The following is a 16,190-nucleotide window of genomic DNA, read 5'->3' on the forward strand; positions in this document are numbered from 1 at the left end:
GGGTGCCGATAGTTCAGGCAAATTCTTTGGTTTGTGGCTTGTCTTGCACGAAACGTAACCCAGGGTTTATGACCAGGTTGCCATCCAGCATGGCAGTGCAGCCCATCAGCATGCGATAGCGCATGGACTTGCGACAGGTCAGCGTAAACTCGACAGGCCAGCTTCGATCGCCGAGGACCATTTGCGTGCGAATGGTGTGTCGCTCCTGCAGATGGCCGTTCGAACTTTTAACGCGTTTGAGTTCTATTAGTTGTGCTTCGCATTTTGTGGTTCGCTGCTTGTTGCGGCTGCCCGTGTGCGCATTGAAGCGGACCCAGGTTTCACCATCGCGTTCAAATGTCTCGATGTCGCTGGCATGCAGGGAAGAGGTTTTGGCGCCGCTGTCGATTTTTGCCAGAATCTGATCAATGCCAAGAGCAGGCAAACCCACCCATTCACGCAGACCGATAACGGTTAAATGGTCAAAGGTTTTCACACTTTGTTCTCCAGACCTTGGGCCAATTGCGCGCATCATGCGTTAACGCAAGGTTTTCGACAAGCCTGTTAAACTGCAGGGCGAAAGGGGAGTACAGACGTTATGCAGCAGGATGGCAAGTTACGCTTGGATAAATGGCTCTGGGCCGCGCGTTTCTTCAAGACGCGAGGGCTAGCCAAGGCCGCTATCGAGGGCGGCAAAGTGCAGTGCCAGGGCGAGCGCTGCAAGCCGAGCAAGGAGATTCGTGTCGGTGATCGGCTACAGGTTCGCCAGGGCTTCGATGTGCGCGACGTGGATGTGCTGGTGCTTAGCGAGCAGCGCCGGGGCGCGCCGGAAGCGCAAGCGTTATATGCCGAGACGGATGACAGTATCAGTCGCCGCGAAGCGGCTATCGCTCAGCGCAAAGCCCTGGGTGCGGGTGGTTTGATCAGCGAGCATCGGCCAAATAAGAAGCAGCGCCGGCAAATTCATCGCTTTCGCGATGAACGTAATGCACCTAGTGATGATTGATTGGGTATAATTCCGCCTTTTGCGAGGAGTCCAGCATGGCGTCGCAAGACATTACCCAGCGCTTTCTGTTCGAGAACGCCGACGTGCGCGGCGAAATGGTATCGGCAGATCAGAGCTATCGCGAGATCCTTGCCAAACACGACTATCCCGAGCCGGTAAAGGCGCTGTTGGGCGAAATGCTCGCAGCAGCGGTGCTGCTGTCCACCACGATCAAGTTCGACGGCTTGCTGATTCTGCAGGCAAAGTCCGAGGGACCGCTCTCTACGCTGATGGTTGAGTGCTCCAGCGACCAGGCGGTTCGCGGCATCGCCCGTTACGCCGATGACTTGCAAGAAGGCAACCTGACGGAGCTCATGCCCGATGGCGTGCTGGCGATTACCATTGATCCTGCCAACGGGCAGCGCTACCAGGGCATAGTGTCCCTTGAAGGCGGCTCGCTGGCGGCAGCTTTGGACGGCTACTTTGCCAACTCCGAGCAACTGCCCACCCGTTTCCGGCTGCAGGCCGATGGCCGCATAGCGCGTGGCTTTCTGCTGCAGGCGTTGCCGGCCGATCGCCAGCTCGACCCCGAGGATCGCGCTGCTACCTGGCAGCACCTCAATGTGCTGGCAGACACCCTCACCGCGGAAGAGCTGATCGGGCTGGACAATGCGACTGTGCTGCATCGTCTGTTTCACCAGGAAGATCTGCGGCTTTTTGACGCACAGGTTGTGCGCTTTGAATGCAGTTGCTCGGCAGAGCGCTCCAGTAATGCGCTGGTCAGTCTGGGTAAAGACGATTTGCTCGCGTTGCTGCAGGAACAGGGTGGTCGCATCGAAGTTGATTGCCAGTTCTGTAACGCTCGCTACGAGTACGATGCTGATGCAATTGAGGCACTTTTTAGTGCCGTAGACGAGCATGCGCGCCAGCTGCACTGACAGATGAACGATCAGATTTAGCGCTGCAGGTATTTTTTTGGCATAATGGCGCGCCTGCGCGCTGAGTCAGCGCTGTATCAATGGATGATCAATAAACCCTATACCCCCACGCGCTGAGGCCGAATTGTCGGTCTTTCTGGAATATTCGGTCTAAGTCGAAGAGGACTATGTTTGATGACACAAGCTACCAATACTGTGTACACCGATCTGAGCATCGCTCAGCTTATTGAGCTGGCTATTCAGCGCAAGGAAGGCCAGTTGGCTGACAACGGCGCATTGGTAGTCAAGACCGGCGCACGTACAGGCCGCTCGCCAATGGATCGTTTCATTGTTGAAGAGCCTTCCACTCAGGATGCCGTCGCTTGGGGCCCAATCAATCGTCCGTTCCCGGCCGACAAGTTTGCTGCCCTGTGGGATCGTGTTGCAGCCTACCTCGGCAACTGTGAAAGTTTTGTGTCACATGTGCACGTCGGCGCTGACCCTGAGCATTACCTGCCGGTAGTGATGGAAACCGAGACAGCATGGCATAACCTCTTTGGCCGTACTCTGTTTATCAATCCGCAAAGCTATAACCCGTCTGCGAAGGGCCAGTGGCAGATCCTCAATGCGCCTCACTTTGAGTGTGAGCCAGAGCGAGACGGTACCAACAGCGATGGTTGTGTGATCCTCAACTTTGCCGAGCGCAAGGTGTTGATTGCGGGTATGCAGTACGCAGGTGAAATGAAGAAGGCGATGTTCTCCGTGCAGAACTTCCTGCTGCCAGCCAAGGATGTATTGCCAATGCACTGCGCCGCCAACGTTGGCGATGACGGTGATACCACCTTGTTCTTCGGTTTGTCCGGTACTGGCAAGACCACCTTGTCTGCCGATGAGTCGCGCAATTTGATTGGCGATGATGAGCACGGCTGGGCCGAAGGTAGCGTCTTCAATATTGAAGGTGGCTGCTACGCCAAGTGTATCGATCTGTCGCAGAAGAATGAGCCGGTGATCTGGAATGCCATCAAGTTTGGCTCCATTGTTGAGAACGTGGTGATTGATCCCGTCACTCGTACCGCAGATTACGCCGATGTTAGCCTGACGCAGAACACCCGCGCGGCTTATCCGCTGGTGCACGTCGAGAAGCGCGTTGAAGCCAACCGTGCCGGCGAGCCTAACGCCATCATTTTCCTGACGTGTGATTTGACCGGCGTATTGCCTCCGGTATCCATTCTGAATAACGAGCAGGCTGCCTATCACTTCCTGTCGGGTTACACCGCACTGGTTGGCTCTACCGAGATGGGATCGGGCAGCGGTATCAAGTCCACCTTTTCTACCTGCTTTGGTGCGCCTTTCTTCCCGCGTCCGGCGGGCGAGTACGCTGAGTTGCTGATCAAACGTATCAATGCATTCGGCAGCAAGGTTTATCTGGTCAATACCGGCTGGACTGGCGGTTCTTACGGCGAAGGTACGCGCTTCAGTATTCCGACTACCCGTGGCATCATTTCTGCCATTCAGTCGGGCGCGCTGATCGGTACCGAGACTGAGCACCTGCCAGGTATCAACCTGGACGTGCCAAAGGCCGTACCTGGCGTTGAGACCAAGTTGTTGAACCCACGTAACACTTGGGCAGACTCAGCTGCTTACGACAAGGCTGCAACCGATTTGGCCGCGCTGTTTGTTGAGAACTTCAAGAAGTTCGACGTTGCTGACAGCATCGTTGCAGCGGGTCCTCAGCTGAGCTGAAGCCTGTGCTGTAGCGCTTGACAAAACCCGCCGCACGGCGGGTTTTGTGTTTCTGGGTGACTGTATGGGTGTTTACATAGCACATTGAAATAAAAGACATAAAAAAGGTTGACAGCTTTGCGCTGGCAGGTAAAATGGCGCGCCTCAGCAGGGGATATGTAGCACCAACCACTACCCAGGCTGAGATGTTTTGAAGGTAATTCCGCGATAGCTCAGTTGGTAGAGCAAATGACTGTTAATCATTGGGTCCCAGGTTCGAGTCCTGGTCGCGGAGCCACTTCTAAGCAAGTTCGGGGTATAGCGCAGCCTGGTAGCGCGCCTGCTTTGGGAGCAGGATGTCGAGAGTTCGAATCCCTCTACCCCGACCATTTTTTTTGAGCATTGGGTCGTTAGCTCAGTTGGTAGAGCAGTTGGCTTTTAACCAATTGGTCGTAGGTTCGAATCCTACACGACCCACCACTCAATCCCTCGCAAGACCCTCCGTATTTCGCTAGTCTCCGTAATTACCCTTCTGTTTATGCTTTTGCTTCTCGACCTGATTCGTCGGGGCTTCTTCGTGTCTGATTGATAGGCTTCATCGTTGTCTTGAGCGTCCAGGCATGACCCAGGCCCCTATTCTTCGTGCAAGGGTGCATGTGGGCTTTCAGGCGAGTTTGAAGCGTTAAAGGAAGGGCAGTGTAGCCCTTCCTTTTGCAAAGCCTTAGTGCAGCTTCAGGCGTGGCTCTGTGGAGCGACCGAACCTATCGCTGAGCATCAGCATCATGGTCCTTGGCAGGCCATACAGGGCTATCTGGTGCAGACGGTACAGCGAGACGTAGAACATGCGAGCCAGCCGACCTTCCAGCATGACATTGCCAGTCAGGTTACCCATCAGATTGCCTACCGCACTGAAGCTCGACAGTGAGATCAGTGAGCCGTAGTCACGATAGCGGTACTCTTCCTGTGGTTTGCCCTCAAGCAGCTTGCGCAGGTTCTTGGCGAGCAGGCTGGCCTGTTGATGAGCCGCTTGCGCGCGTGGCGGCACAAAGCGACCTTCATCTCCCATAGGGCAAGCAGCGCAGTCGCCAAAGGCGAATATCCGATCTTCGCCTTTCACTAACAAAGTGCGTTCAACCTCAAGTTGATTGATGCGGTTTACCGGAAGGCCCAGCTGAGTCAGAAAGGCCGGTGCGCGGATGCCTGCCGCCCACACCTTGAGCGTCGCCGGAATCTCCTCGCCATTGGCCAGCACCAGACGGTCTTCCTTCACCTCTTTCACTGCCGAGCCGGTGTGCAGTTTGACGCCCAGGTCCTTGAGCACCTGCGTGACCGGGCCGCTGATGCGCTCGGGTAGTGCGGGCAGCAGGCGTTCGCTGGCCTCGATGATGTTGATGTTGAGATCTTCCGGGTTGATACGGTCGAAACCATAGGCCTTGAGCATCTGCGCCGCGTGGTGCAGTTCGGCAGCCAATTCAACACCGGTCGCGCCGGCGCCGATAATGGCGACGTTGATCGGCTGACCAGGGCCTTGTAAGTCCGTTGTTTGGGTTTTCATGTACTGGTTTAGCAGTGCGCGGTGAAAGCGCTCAGCCTGCGCACGGGTGTCCAGAAAGAGGCAGTGATCAGCAGCGCCGGCGGTGTTGAAGTCGTTGGTGGTACTGCCGACCGAAATGACCAGGTAATCGTAGTCCAGTTGTCGACTGGCGATCAGCTCGTTGCCCTTTTCATCGAGAATGGGCGCCAGGGTAATGTTGCGCTGTTCCCGGTCAAGCTCGGTCATGGCGCCCAGTTGAAAGCGGAAATGGTTCCACTTGGCTTGGGCAACATAGTTAAGCTCGTCATCGGTGGAGTTCAGCGAGCCAGCTGCTACCTCGTGCAGCAGTGGCTTCCAGATATGGGTCATGTTGGTGTCGACCAGGGTGACACTGGCCTTGCCTTTCTTGCCCAGCTTGCGGCCCAGCGTGGTGGCTAGTTCAAGGCCGCCTGCGCCGCCGCCGACGATCAGGATTCGGGGTTGCGGGCTAGCCTGTGATGCATCTGACATAGGTGTTTACTCACGGAAGTATAGGAAACCGGCGTCAGTCAGGCTCTGCAGGGCCAAAGATCGGTATCGGGACGATCTGACGTGTCATGGCGGCTTTGAAACCGTCGCTGCAACGCTACGTCCTGTTGCTATGCATGTCCTTGTCTTGCGCGTTATGCGCTGGCGAACCAGTCTGCGCTAGGCGACCACTAACTGCCCGAGCATGCGCGAGAGCAGACCCAGGACCACAACCGATCCGGCGACCAATGCGAGCAGAATCCAGACCTTGAACGGTCTGCGTGGCACCTGGTGTATGGGTGACTCGAGGTACTTGTCGACCCGTTGCTGATCTTGCGGGTTCAGGCGACTGGACATGCGATGACCTTTTTTTGTCGGCGGCGCAGTACATTGCTGCGCGGGGGGCTTGACTGACTTTTTCATCATTCTAGCCCTCTGTTGCGGTTATTGCATCAGTCGCTGCTAGTGGGCGGGTAAACTGGTGACATTGCCGGAGCTGCACTGAAATTGAGTCACGGCCGGCAGAATTCTGCGCTGTTGCCAAGGCTGAGATTCGCGTCGCTGGCTGCTATTATGTCCAGCTGTTGATCAGGAGGTTGCGCATGCTCTCTGCCGATTTGCTGACACCCGGTCAGCTTGTTATCTGTGCGCTGCTTTACGCAGTGGCGTTGCTGTGGGCATTGATGCGCGTGCGTTGGGTTGAATTGATAGCCGATACGCGACGTCATCACCTGTTCTTCGGCAGTGTTTTTGCTCTTTTCGTGCTTTGGTTGGTGCGACGCGAGTTCGATAACGGGCTAACGGTGCACTTCATTGGCCTGACTGCGGTAATGCTGATGCTCGACTGGCCGCTGGCAATTGTCGCCGGCAGCCTGGCGCAGCTGGCTTTGTGCCTGTTGGGGCTGGATGACCTCGCCGCGTTGGGCGCCAATGGGCTGCTGCGCATTCTGGTGCCCGTTGGTATCACGCTATTGCTCAGCCGCGCTTTGGAGTCTTTTCAGCCACGCAATCTTTTCCTCTACATATTTGTCAGCGGTTTTTTTGCAGCCGGCCTGGCGGCAGCGGCCACAGTGCTGGTGGGCATGGGGCTGTTGCATTGGTCGGGTGCCCTGCAGCCGCCCGCCAGTTTTCTCGAATTGTGTGGTTATCTGCTGCTGGTGATGTTCCCGGAGGGCTTCATCAATGGCACGGCAGTGACTGCGCTGATCGTGTTTCATCCGGATTGGGTCGATACTTTTGATACCGACCGTTATCTTCAGGAGCCATTCGATCACGACGGAAAATCCTGAGACAGATCAATGCCCGCGATACCGGATTATGCATAATTGGTGTTTTACACAGGAGAGCGTAAATGTCCGCATACAAAATAGCGAAGGAAGTGATGGCGCAGGCAATTGAACAGGCTGCAGCGGCTGGTTATGACGAGCAGGCGCTGGCGCGGGGATTAATGACTGAAGTGATCAATGTTTACAAGCGCGGGCGTAGCCATGCGGATATCGCCAGCGAGTTGGCTTTTCTTGCTGACAACCTCAACGATGACGAAGATTACGCCTTCATGCGGCCATGATGATGAAGTGTCTGCTGGCGGGGTAGTCCACGCCCGATTCAGGATTGAAAAGGGCGTGGCTGGGAAGCGTGCTTACAGGCCTTGAACTTCGATGGTGCCATCGGCGCTCACGGTAACGTCAGACTGACCGCCAGCCACTTCAGGTGTGCTCATTTCCATATCGGCGGACATCATCATTTTCTGTTGACCGCGGTAGCGCATGGGCTGCATGTACTGGGTGTTCAGGTTCAGGTTGACGATTTTATAGCCAGCGCCGCCAAGGCTGCGCGTAGCAATGTTGGCGCGTGACTTGAACGCCTCAATGGCATCGGCGACCAGAGTATCTTCGGTTTTGCTGCGGCTATCAGCAGATAGGCTGAACTGCATGTCGGCCAGGCTCAGATCGCCCAGCAGCTCGCCGGTAAGGGCAGAAATCGCGGCGAAGTCGCTACCTTCGATAACCATCTCGCCACGTTCGCGCCAGCCGATGATGTTCTCACGCTTCTCGTCATAAACCGGTTGGCTGCTGCGGTTACCGCTGCTGACACTGACTTTGTCTTCAGCGCGTGCGGTTTGCAGCGCTGCGTTCAGGGTTCGAGTGATCTTCTCTGCCAGTTTGGCCGGATCCTCGTCCTGTGCTTCGGTGAACAGGGTCACGCTCATGGTGTCATGGTTAACCGACTGCTCGACCTGCGCGTGCAGAGAAACCTGGTTGTAGCGCAGGGGCTCTGCCTGAGCACCAGCGGCGAGTAGACTCATACCCAGAAACAGGCCGGACAGGGGAAGGTGAAGTGAACGCATAAAGTAGGTCTCCTTGATCTTGCGTAATCTGACCCGATACTAGCGCACAGGTTCCGCTCTCCCAAGAATCCGTGCTTTGTGCGACCCTGTGTCGCGCGAGGCGCTAGCCTCGCCCGCCTATACTGGAGTTTGGTATGTCCACGCGATCATTCATGAGCCCTAATACATTGGCGTTATCGCCCTCGCGTCAGAATTTGTGGCGCTTGATCCTTATCCGTTTATTGGTATTGCTGGCGCAGAGTGTGTCGGTCCTGGCCGCGTACCTCAGCGGCTGGTTCCCTTTGCCCTGGGGGCCCTTGCTGTTAGCGCTCGGCGGCTCTGCGCTGGTTAGTATCCTAACGCTGTTGCGGCTGGGACGAGGTTGGCCGGTAACGAGTCTGGAGTACGGCCTGCAGTTGCTGTTCGACATGTTTATCCACAGCGTGCTGCTCTACTACTCAGGCGGACCAACCAATCCCTTCGTATCCTATTATCTCGTGCCCCTGACCATTGCGGCGGCCACTTTGCCCTGGTTCTTTACTGCGGTACTGGCGGTGGTCGCGGTCACTTCCTACAGTGCGTTGCTGGTCTGGTATGAGCCGCTGACGGCATTTGATATTCCCTTGGGCGGTGGCCTGGTTAGCCTGCATGTTATTGGTATGTGGCTTAATTTTGCCATGAGCGCCGGTCTGATCAGCCTGTTTGTTGTGCGTATGGCCGACGCGCTGCGCCAGCACGCTGAACGGTTGGCTGAGCGTCGTGAGCAAAGCATCCGCGACGCTCAACTGCTGGGCATCGCCAGTGTGGCAGCAGGTGCCGCACACGAGCTGTCAACGCCGTTATCGACCATGAGTGTGCTACTCAAGGATCTGAGCAAGGACTATCCCGAGCCAGAGTTACAGGAGGACCTGGCTGTACTCCAAGAGCAGGTCAGACTGTGCAAGGAGAGCTTGCAGCACATGGTGCGTAGCGCGGAAGACAATCGGCGTCAGCCAGAGCGGATTGAGCCTGCGGACAGCTGGTTGCGAGCCATGCTGGCGCGCTGGCAGTTGATGCGTCCCGAGGTCTCTTGGCAATGGCAGCCACTGCCTGCCGGTGACGTACCCAGTTTGCAGGCCAGTCCGGAGTTGGGGCAGGCCATGCTTAATTTGCTGAATAACGCGGCGGATGCCTGTGCTGAGGGTATCCGTATCAGTCTTGAGTGGGACCAGCGCTTTATTACCCTGCGCATACTTGACCGTGGACCGGGTGTACCGCTGCATATCGCTGAACAACTGGGCACTGCTTTTTTGACGACCAAGGGCAAGAAGGGCTTTGGTCTTGGCTTGTTTTTGAGCCAGGCCGCCGTTGAGCGCATCGGTGGCACGGTAAGACTGTTCAATCAGGATGAGGGTGGTACCTTGACTGAAGTGATATTGCCGATTGCACAGGAGATCAGGCATGAGCGATGAATTAAGCCCGGAAGAGCAGCCACTGTTGTTGTTGGTAGATGATGACCCCACTTTTACGCGGGTACTGGCGCGTGCACTGAGTCGTCGCGGCCTGAGGGTAGATACCGCCGGTGGTGCCGAGGAAGCAATGCAGATCGCCCGTGAGCGTCAGCCGGACTTCGCCGTACTCGATCTGAAGATGGAGGGTGACTCCGGTTTGGTGCTGATGCCACGCTTGCTGGAACTCTATCCCGATCTAAAAATTGTCATACTGACCGGGTATTCCAGTATTGCGACCGCTGTTGAAGCGATCAAGCGGGGGGCCTGTAACTATCTGTGCAAGCCTGCCGACGCGGATGACGTATTAACTGCGTTACTGTCCGAACAGGCCGACCCCGACACCCTGGTGCCGGAACACCCCATGTCGGTTGACCGGTTGCAGTGGGAGCACATCCAGCGCGTATTGGCAGAGCACGATGGCAATATTTCTGCCACAGCCAGAGCCCTGGGTATGCACCGTCGAACGCTACAGCGCAAGTTGCAGAAGCGGCCTGTCAGGCGCTGATAAGCTTTCCAGGCTTGAAGCTTCAAGCAATAAAAAAAGCCCGAACCGATCTCCGGCACGGGCTTCTCACTGTTTCTAGCTTCTAGCTTCTAGCTTCTAGCTTCTAGCTTGATACGAACGCGCCCGCTGCGCGCTCAGTTCTGCCTGATCCCGGTAATGATCCATGGTTGACCTTCACCGTCGGCGCGTTCTAGCGCCCAGCTTTCGTCAAACCGATGTCCGGGGTCTTCAGCACTATCGCGGTCCAGGCCGGTAAAGCTAACCGTGACCAGTGTGCGGCCCTGGGTCTGGGTAATCCCATCCAAGCGAACGTCGAGGTCGTCGACAAAGCCGTTCGCGGTAGGTGGTTGCTCCTCGCGTGCCTGCATCAGTTGTGTCAGCAGCTGCGGGTTGAGATATTCGGCCATGCCGGCAGTGTCGCCATCGCGCCAATGACGCTGCAGGGTGTAAAAGTGCTCTGTGGCTGCACGCAGAAACAGCTCCGCGTCAAACCAGGCCGGCGCGTCCTGTTGGGCGGGGTCAGCACGAAACTGAGTGCTGGCGGCTGACGCTGCCTTGTACTGCGGCGTTGCCTCGCGCTGCACGGGTGCGCCACCGGCCGGCTGTAACTGTGGCTGCGGGCGGCGGCTGAACAATTTGAACAACATGAAAGCAATCAATCCGAGGATCAGAATGTCGAATAGCTGAAAGCCTTCGAAGCCATCGCCGAAAAACATGGATGCTAATAATCCGCCGGCAGCAATACCGGCCAGGGGGCCGAGCCAGCGGTTGGCACCGGAGCTGGCTGCGGCCGCGCCCGGTTGTTTGCCTGGTGCGGCTTGCTGATCGCGCGGAGCCTGCTGGCGCTGAGCTGGCTGGCTTTGATGGCTTGGGGTGCTGCCGAAGCTTTTACCACCGCCCATGCGACGGGCTTCGGCGTCGGGAACGCTAACGGTGATCATCAACAAAACAGTTAGAAACGGCATTAGCCAGCGCATGTTTTACTTCTCCGAATAAAAGGACTACCAGTTTGCCAAAGCGTCACGGGTAACGAATAGGATTAGTGTGTATTGTTGTTTCAGACAACCAGCAAAGCAGGAGAGGCCTAAATGTTCACAGCAATGCGGGCGGAGCGTATGCAGGGGCTGCATTTCTTTTCAGACCAGGCAAGCGGGCTGGAGGCTATCGTTGCTATCCACAATACTCACCTTGGGCCGGCGCTGGGTGGCTGCCGTTACCTTCCTTACAATAGCCTTGATGAGGCGGTTGCCGACGCCATGCGTTTGGCACGTGGTATGAGTTACAAAGCCGCGCTTGCTGGGCTTGAACAGGGCGGGGGCAAAGCCGTCATCTTGCGACAGCCCCACGTTGCCAATCGCGCGGCTCTCTTTGAGGCCTTTGGCCGCTGTATCGAATCCTTGCGCGGTGGCTATATCACCGCCATGGACAGCGGTACCAGCAGCGCTGATATGGACTGCATTGCCCAGCAAACGGGCCATGTAACCAGTACTACCGAAGCGGGTGATCCCTCACCCCACACCGCCCTGGGTGTATTGGCTGGCATAAGGGCTGCCGTGCGGGCGCGCCTGGGGCAGGAAAGCCTCAGTGGCGTTCGTATAACTGTGCAGGGACTGGGCAATGTGGGTTATGCGCTGGCCCAGCTACTGCACGCTGAGGGAGCCGAGTTGATGGTCAGTGACCTGGATCAGGGTAAGGTACGCTTGGCTGAAGAGGAACTGGATGCGCAGCCGCTGGCACTGGATGCGGTATACGAAGCGCCTTGCGATATCTTTTCACCCTGTGGACTCGGTGGTGCGATCAATCAGCGCAGCATCTCGTTATTGCGCTGCGCTGCGGTGGCGGGCGCAGCCAACAATCAGCTGATAGACATTGATATGGCCGATCAACTGGATGCGCGTGGCATTCTCTATGCGCCGGATTATGTGATCAATGCCGGCGGCTTGTTACATGTGGCGTTGACGCATCGAGGTGTGGCGCACGGCGAAATAGCGGCACGGGTCAAGGCCATAGGTGAGCGGCTGGATAGCATCTTTACGCAGAGTCAAAGCGAAGGGCGCTCGCCGGCAGAAGTCGCTGATCGCCAGGCAGAGCGCATAATCTATCCTGACGCCTCGGGTTAAGGCTTCAGCTCAGTAACAGCGCATTATTCCAGCTTGAAGCGTTTGCGCATGCGTTTGTCGAGCATGGACAGCGGTAACCAACGCTTCAGGCGCACCATGCTGCGTGCGCTGTGGCCAATCAGCGCCTGTTCCGGGCGGACCGGATTCTTCACGTAACCCAGCAACTCCTTGGCAAAGTCTGCAGCACTGGTGGATTGGGCGTTCTGCGACGCCTTGGCGCGTGCTTGCACGGCTTTTTCCCAAGGCTTGAACCAGGATGTTTCTGCCATGGTGATGGCGGCGCTGGCGTTATTACCGAAGTCCGAAGCAATAGCGCCCGGCAGCACCGTCAGTACCTGAACACCAAAGGGGTGCAGCTCCATCCGCAGGGCATCGGAAATCGCGTGCAGCGCGGCCTTGGAGGCGCAGTACACGCCGGAAAACGGCGTCGTGGTTACGCCAGAAACGCTACCGATATTGACGATCAGGCCTTTGCTGTCGCGTAGTAAGTGTGCGGTGTCGCGCACCAGTTGCAGCGGCGCAAAGACATTGGTGTCGAATTGCTTGAGCAGGGTGTCGCGATCCGCATCCATGATCGGTCCCATGGCACCGTAGCCAGCGTTATTGATCAGCAGGTCCAGGCGGCCGGCCTCGGTGCGCAGGCGCTCTGCGCAGGCTTGCCGCTGCTCTGCGTTATTCACATCCAACTGCACGGCAATGGCGCCCCGAGCGACCAGCGGTGCCAGTGTTTCCGGATTGCGGGCCGTGGCCCAGACCTGATAACCGGCATCCAGGCAGCAATGGGCCAGTGCTTGACCGATACCGGTGGAACAGCCTGTGATCAACGCGACTTCTTGTGGCATCTTTTATTATCCTTGTTGGTTAGTTGATGAATTCTGCGCTGACCTCATCGGCCTGGTAGTCCAGCTCGGCTTCGCGGTAGCCGCGTCGCAGGCGCGGCACGCTGAAACACAGCTTTACCTGCTCACCGGGTGCCAGGCGAGTAGGGCTGCTGAAGTCCAGCGCCACGCCAGCATCCAGCAAATTGGTGTTGTAGCCCGGTTGGCTAGCCACCAGCTGCCAGTGAATGTGCTGCACCGCTGAGTCACTCTGGTTGCTTATACGCACCACCAGTGGTTTGCCAAACTCACATTGCTCAGGCTGGTAGGCGAGGTCGAAAGCCAGTTGCTCTACTCGCTGGGCTTGTTGCCACTGCAGCAGGCCCATGACCAGGCCCAGCAGCAGGCCCAGACCCGCCAGCACGCCGCTTACCGGCAGCATCACCCTGGGGAAGCGCAACAGTAGAACCAGCCAGACCAGAAAAATGGCAACGCCTAGAAAAGGCATGGGGTTTCTCCTCGGTTTGCCACTTGGAAAGACTCTCGACTGTAACAGACCGCCCTGCTCAAGACACTGGCGTGGTGGCCCAGTCGAATAATTCACAGCTGTTATGCCAGCACTGCTCGGCGAACTGCTGCACTGGTTGTTTGCGCAGCTCAGCCAAGTGCCTGGCGATCGCAGGAATATTTTGCGGGCTATTACGTTGCGACACCGCGAAGCTGGGCGGCATATCGGGTGAGTCGGTTTCCAATACGATGCTATTGGCAGGCAGTTGGGCGATAGTGCGATGCATTCGTTTGGCCTGGGGCCATGTTGCGGCTCCGCCAATACCGAGTTTGAAGCCCAGCTTGAGATACTCCTGCGCTTCTTCCAGGCTGCCAGAAAAGGCGTGGATGATGCCGCTGCGCTGGAGTTTGAATCGCTTTAAGGTAGCAATACATTGCGCATGTGCGCGACGCACGTGCAGCAGCACGGGTAGCGAGAAGTCGGCCGCCAGTGCCAACTGCTGTTCAAACAGCTGTTGTTGGGCGTCGCGGTCGGTATTGTCGAGGTAGAAGTCCAGACCAAACTCGCCTACGGCACAGAGTTGGCGGTGGCCGCTGCAGTTCTGCAGTTGTTGGCGCAGTTGATCCAGGTGCTGCGGCTGATGCTCGGCACAGAACATCGGGTGCAGGCCGAAGGCTGCGTGCAACATGGGCTGCTGCTGAGTCAGTTGCCATACTTTTTGCCAGTTGCTGACGGCCACCCCCAGTACTACCAGTCGTTCGACACCCAGCTGCAAGCAATCATCCAGCACCGCGTCACGGTCGGGGTCAAAGGCGGCGAAGTCCAGGTGGGTATGGGTATCTATGTAGCGCATTGGTTAACGCTACGCTGGCAAGCCGCAAGCCGCAAGCCGCAGACTTCGAGCCTCAAGCCTCAAGCCTCAAGCCTCAAGCCTCAAGCTTCAAGCTTCAAGCGAAAAGCCCGAACCAAAACACTGGAACGGGCTTCTAATTGCTTGCAGCTTGCAGCTTGCAGCTGCGCTTAGCGTAGCGCGTCAGTGATGCTCGCGGGTTGCGCGGAAGGCGATGTCGGGCCAGCGTTCTTCGGTCAGGCTGAGGTTAACGCGGGTAGGGGCCAGATAGGTCAGGTGGCCGCCGCCGTCAATCGCCAGGTTGTCGGTGGCCTTGTTGCTGAATTCTTCCAGTTTCTTGCGATCACTGGACTCGACCCAACGCGCTGACCAGACATTGATCGGCTCATAAATACACTCGACCTTGTATTCCTGTTGCAACCGTGAGGCAACTACATCGAACTGAAGCACACCAACGGCGCCAAGGATGATGTCGTTGTTGCGCTCCGGGAAGAATACCTGGGTGGCGCCTTCCTCAGCCAGCTCCTGCAGGCCCTGACGCAACTGCTTGGATTTCAGCGGGTCCTTCAGGCGCACGCGGCGAAACAGCTCAGGTGCGAAGTGCGGGATGCCGGTGAACCCGATCTTCTCGCCCTCGGTGAAGGTGTCACCAATCTGAATGGTGCCGTGGTTGTGCAAGCCGATGATGTCGCCAGCCCAAGCCTCTTCCAGATGCTCGCGCTCGGCAGCGAAGAAGGTCAGGGCGTCGGCGATACGTACATCCTTGCCGGTGCGCACGTGATGCAGCTTCATGCCTTTTTCGTAACGGCCGGAACAGATACGCAGAAACGCGATACGGTCGCGGTGTTTGGGATCCATATTCGCTTGAATCTTGAACACGAAACCGCTGAACGAGGCTTCAGTCGGCTGAACTGTACGCTCGTGGCTATCGCGAGGTTGTGGTCGTGGAGCCCAGTCGACGATGGCATCGAGTACCTGGTCGACGCCAAAGTTACCCAGTGCGGTGCCGAAGAATACGGGGGTCATTTCGCCTTTGAGAAACGCTTGCTCGTCAAACTCGTGGCAGGCGCCCTGCACCAGTTCCAGCTGCTCGACAAAGTCGTCGTAGAGGTCGCCCAGGTGAGCGCGCGCTTCGTCCGAGTCGAGCCGGTCGATGGTTTTGGTTTCCGTGCGCTCGTGGCCATGCCCTGCCTCATAAACGATGATGCAGTCGCGCTTGAGGTGATACACACCCTTGAAGTCGCGGTAGCAACCGATCGGCCAGGTGATGGGCGCGGCCTTGATGTTGAGCACGTCTTCGATTTCATCCAGCAGCTCAATCGGGTCGCGTATATCGCGGTCGAGCTTGTTGACGAAACTGACGATGGGCGTATCGCGCAGACGGCATACGTCCATCAGGGCGATGGTGCGTGGCTCAACCCCTTTACCGCCGTCGAGTACCATGAGCGCCGAGTCGACGGCGGTCAGGGTGCGGTAGGTATCTTCCGAGAAGTCTTCGTGGCCGGGGGTATCGAGCAGGTTGATCATGCCGTCACGATAAGGGAACTGCATCACCGAGGTGGTCACCGAGATACCCCGTTCCTTCTCCATTGCCATCCAGTCGGACGTAGCATGGCGGTCGGATTTCCGCGACTTGACGGTGCCGGCTACGCTGATCGCTTGCCCCATCAGCAGCAAGCGCTCGGTGATGGTGGTCTTACCAGCGTCAGGGTGAGAGATAATGGCGAAAGTGCGGCGTTTACCGACTTCCTGTGCGATTGGAGCGTTCGACATCAGCAGAGGTATTCCAGATTTTTTGCTGCCGGCGCAGCCTGATTGGCGTGGCGGGCGGCTTTAAGCGAAAAGTGGTGGTCATTTTCCCTGATCCGCGCGGTATACACAATCGACAGGACACAAATGCATCGGCTGTAGCCCCCCCCGAAGCTCGGG

At 57.3% G+C, this 16,190-nt stretch carries 17 protein-coding genes and 3 tRNA genes; 11 read left to right on the forward strand and 9 right to left on the reverse strand.

Going from position 1 to position 16,190, the window contains the following annotated elements:
* Nucleotides 1–13: 13 nt before the first annotated feature.
* Nucleotides 14–475, reverse strand: coding sequence for a retropepsin-like aspartic endopeptidase RimB (gene rimB / locus EF096_RS04530; protein WP_123888425.1), 462 nt, complete (start codon nt 473–475; stop codon nt 14–16).
* Between the two features lie 102 nt (nt 476–577).
* Here rimB and EF096_RS04535 point away from each other — a divergent pair, with 102 nt between their 5' ends.
* From EF096_RS04535 to EF096_RS04560, 6 genes are all read left to right on the forward strand, one after another.
* Complete coding sequence (locus EF096_RS04535; RefSeq protein WP_123888426.1) at nt 578–985, forward strand: RNA-binding S4 domain-containing protein; 408 nt, start codon at nt 578–580, stop codon at nt 983–985.
* A 35-nt stretch (nt 986–1,020) separates the two neighbouring features.
* Entirely contained in the window at nt 1,021–1,902 is an 882-nt protein-coding gene (gene hslO / locus EF096_RS04540) for an Hsp33 family molecular chaperone HslO (protein ID WP_123888427.1), read from the forward strand.
* Nucleotides 1,903–2,076: 174 nt separating this feature from the next.
* The gene (locus EF096_RS04545) at nt 2,077–3,624 is read left to right on the forward strand and encodes a phosphoenolpyruvate carboxykinase (protein ID WP_123888428.1); all 1,548 of its coding nucleotides are present in this window, start codon (nt 2,077–2,079) and stop codon (nt 3,622–3,624) included.
* Between the two features lie 201 nt (nt 3,625–3,825).
* Nucleotides 3,826–3,901: transfer RNA gene (locus EF096_RS04550), tRNA-Asn, on the forward strand.
* A gap of 14 nt (nt 3,902–3,915) precedes the next feature.
* Nucleotides 3,916–3,992, forward strand: a tRNA-Pro gene (locus EF096_RS04555).
* A 15-nt stretch (nt 3,993–4,007) separates the two neighbouring features.
* A tRNA-Lys gene (locus EF096_RS04560) sits at nt 4,008–4,083 on the forward strand.
* A gap of 241 nt (nt 4,084–4,324) precedes the next feature.
* Here the strand turns inward: EF096_RS04560 and EF096_RS04565 are convergent.
* A complete protein-coding gene (locus tag EF096_RS04565) occupies nt 4,325–5,647 on the reverse strand; it encodes an NAD(P)/FAD-dependent oxidoreductase (RefSeq protein ID WP_123888429.1) in 1,323 nt (440 codons plus the stop codon).
* A gap of 177 nt (nt 5,648–5,824) precedes the next feature.
* Nucleotides 5,825–6,001 (reverse strand): DUF3094 family protein, encoded by a 177-nt coding sequence (locus EF096_RS04570; RefSeq protein WP_123888430.1) that lies wholly within the window; start codon nt 5,999–6,001, stop codon nt 5,825–5,827.
* A 245-nt stretch (nt 6,002–6,246) separates the two neighbouring features.
* Here EF096_RS04570 and EF096_RS04575 point away from each other — a divergent pair, with 245 nt between their 5' ends.
* Together EF096_RS04575 and EF096_RS04580 are read left to right on the forward strand one after the other, a co-directional pair.
* On the forward strand, nt 6,247–6,933 hold the full coding sequence (locus EF096_RS04575) for an energy-coupling factor ABC transporter permease (RefSeq protein ID WP_123888431.1): 687 nt from the start codon (nt 6,247–6,249) through the stop codon (nt 6,931–6,933).
* Nucleotides 6,934–6,995: 62 nt separating this feature from the next.
* Nucleotides 6,996–7,211 (forward strand): hypothetical protein, encoded by a 216-nt coding sequence (locus EF096_RS04580; RefSeq protein ID WP_123888432.1) that lies wholly within the window; start codon nt 6,996–6,998, stop codon nt 7,209–7,211.
* A gap of 72 nt (nt 7,212–7,283) precedes the next feature.
* On the opposite strand, the gene EF096_RS04585 is transcribed toward EF096_RS04580, so the two are convergent.
* A complete protein-coding gene (locus EF096_RS04585) occupies nt 7,284–7,991 on the reverse strand; it encodes an SIMPL domain-containing protein (protein WP_123888433.1) in 708 nt (235 codons plus the stop codon).
* Nucleotides 7,992–8,143: 152 nt separating this feature from the next.
* Between EF096_RS04585 and EF096_RS04590 the strand changes: the two genes are divergently transcribed.
* Together EF096_RS04590 and EF096_RS04595 are read left to right on the forward strand one after the other, a co-directional pair.
* Nucleotides 8,144–9,421 (forward strand): ATP-binding protein, encoded by a 1,278-nt coding sequence (locus EF096_RS04590; RefSeq protein ID WP_123888519.1) that lies wholly within the window; start codon nt 8,144–8,146, stop codon nt 9,419–9,421.
* Entirely contained in the window at nt 9,411–9,965 is a 555-nt protein-coding gene (locus EF096_RS04595; protein WP_123888434.1) for a response regulator transcription factor, read from the forward strand. Before EF096_RS04590 ends, EF096_RS04595 begins: the two co-directional genes overlap by 11 nt.
* A gap of 134 nt (nt 9,966–10,099) precedes the next feature.
* On the opposite strand, the gene EF096_RS04600 is transcribed toward EF096_RS04595, so the two are convergent.
* On the reverse strand, nt 10,100–10,930 hold the full coding sequence (locus EF096_RS04600) for a Tim44 domain-containing protein (protein ID WP_235869629.1): 831 nt from the start codon (nt 10,928–10,930) through the stop codon (nt 10,100–10,102).
* 123 nt (nt 10,931–11,053) lie between these two features.
* On the opposite strand from EF096_RS04600, the gene EF096_RS04605 reads away from it, so the two are divergent.
* The gene (locus EF096_RS04605) at nt 11,054–12,085 is read left to right on the forward strand and encodes a Leu/Phe/Val dehydrogenase (protein WP_123888436.1); all 1,032 of its coding nucleotides are present in this window, start codon (nt 11,054–11,056) and stop codon (nt 12,083–12,085) included.
* Between the two features lie 23 nt (nt 12,086–12,108).
* Here the strand turns inward: EF096_RS04605 and EF096_RS04610 are convergent, their stop codons facing one another.
* The 4 genes from EF096_RS04610 to EF096_RS04625 all read right to left on the reverse strand — a co-directional run bounded on the left by EF096_RS04610 (nt 12,109) and on the right by EF096_RS04625 (nt 16,034).
* Nucleotides 12,109–12,927, reverse strand: a complete 819-nt coding sequence (locus tag EF096_RS04610) for an SDR family oxidoreductase (protein ID WP_123888437.1) — start codon at nt 12,925–12,927, stop codon at nt 12,109–12,111.
* A 19-nt stretch (nt 12,928–12,946) separates the two neighbouring features.
* Entirely contained in the window at nt 12,947–13,411 is a 465-nt protein-coding gene (locus EF096_RS04615) for a hypothetical protein (protein ID WP_123888438.1), read from the reverse strand.
* Between the two features lie 58 nt (nt 13,412–13,469).
* Nucleotides 13,470–14,264, reverse strand: coding sequence for a TatD family hydrolase (locus EF096_RS04620; RefSeq protein WP_123888439.1), 795 nt, complete (start codon nt 14,262–14,264; stop codon nt 13,470–13,472).
* 180 nt (nt 14,265–14,444) lie between these two features.
* On the reverse strand, nt 14,445–16,034 hold the full coding sequence (locus EF096_RS04625; protein WP_123888440.1) for a peptide chain release factor 3: 1,590 nt from the start codon (nt 16,032–16,034) through the stop codon (nt 14,445–14,447).
* Between the last annotated feature and the right edge of the window lie 156 nt (nt 16,035–16,190).

It is taken from the genome of Pseudomonas neustonica (genome assembly GCF_003797945.1).
GTDB classification, from domain to species: Bacteria; Pseudomonadota; Gammaproteobacteria; order Pseudomonadales; family Pseudomonadaceae; genus Halopseudomonas; species Halopseudomonas neustonica.

What these genes read in the sequence shown, in the direction of transcription:
- EF096_RS04535 (WP_123888426.1), top strand. Translation starts at nt 578, where the DNA reads ATGCAGCAGGATGGCAAGTTACGCTTGGATAAATGGCTCTGGGCCGCG.
- hslO (WP_123888427.1), top strand. Translation starts at nt 1,021, where the DNA reads ATGGCGTCGCAAGACATTACCCAGCGCTTTCTGTTCGAGAACGCCGAC.
- EF096_RS04545 (WP_123888428.1), top strand. Translation starts at nt 2,077, where the DNA reads ATGACACAAGCTACCAATACTGTGTACACCGATCTGAGCATCGCTCAG.
- EF096_RS04565 (WP_123888429.1), bottom strand. Translation starts at nt 5,647, where the DNA reads ATGTCAGATGCATCACAGGCTAGCCCGCAACCCCGAATCCTGATCGTC.
- EF096_RS04570 (WP_123888430.1), bottom strand. Translation starts at nt 6,001, where the DNA reads ATGTCCAGTCGCCTGAACCCGCAAGATCAGCAACGGGTCGACAAGTAC.
- EF096_RS04575 (WP_123888431.1), top strand. Translation starts at nt 6,247, where the DNA reads ATGCTCTCTGCCGATTTGCTGACACCCGGTCAGCTTGTTATCTGTGCG.
- EF096_RS04580 (WP_123888432.1), top strand. Translation starts at nt 6,996, where the DNA reads ATGTCCGCATACAAAATAGCGAAGGAAGTGATGGCGCAGGCAATTGAA.
- EF096_RS04585 (WP_123888433.1), bottom strand. Translation starts at nt 7,991, where the DNA reads ATGCGTTCACTTCACCTTCCCCTGTCCGGCCTGTTTCTGGGTATGAGT.
- EF096_RS04590 (WP_123888519.1), top strand. Translation starts at nt 8,144, where the DNA reads ATGAGCCCTAATACATTGGCGTTATCGCCCTCGCGTCAGAATTTGTGG.
- EF096_RS04595 (WP_123888434.1), top strand. Translation starts at nt 9,411, where the DNA reads ATGAGCGATGAATTAAGCCCGGAAGAGCAGCCACTGTTGTTGTTGGTA.
- EF096_RS04600 (WP_235869629.1), bottom strand. Translation starts at nt 10,930, where the DNA reads ATGCCGTTTCTAACTGTTTTGTTGATGATCACCGTTAGCGTTCCCGAC.
- EF096_RS04605 (WP_123888436.1), top strand. Translation starts at nt 11,054, where the DNA reads ATGTTCACAGCAATGCGGGCGGAGCGTATGCAGGGGCTGCATTTCTTT.
- EF096_RS04610 (WP_123888437.1), bottom strand. Translation starts at nt 12,927, where the DNA reads ATGCCACAAGAAGTCGCGTTGATCACAGGCTGTTCCACCGGTATCGGT.
- EF096_RS04615 (WP_123888438.1), bottom strand. Translation starts at nt 13,411, where the DNA reads ATGCCTTTTCTAGGCGTTGCCATTTTTCTGGTCTGGCTGGTTCTACTG.
- EF096_RS04620 (WP_123888439.1), bottom strand. Translation starts at nt 14,264, where the DNA reads ATGCGCTACATAGATACCCATACCCACCTGGACTTCGCCGCCTTTGAC.
- EF096_RS04625 (WP_123888440.1), bottom strand. Translation starts at nt 16,034, where the DNA reads ATGTCGAACGCTCCAATCGCACAGGAAGTCGGTAAACGCCGCACTTTC.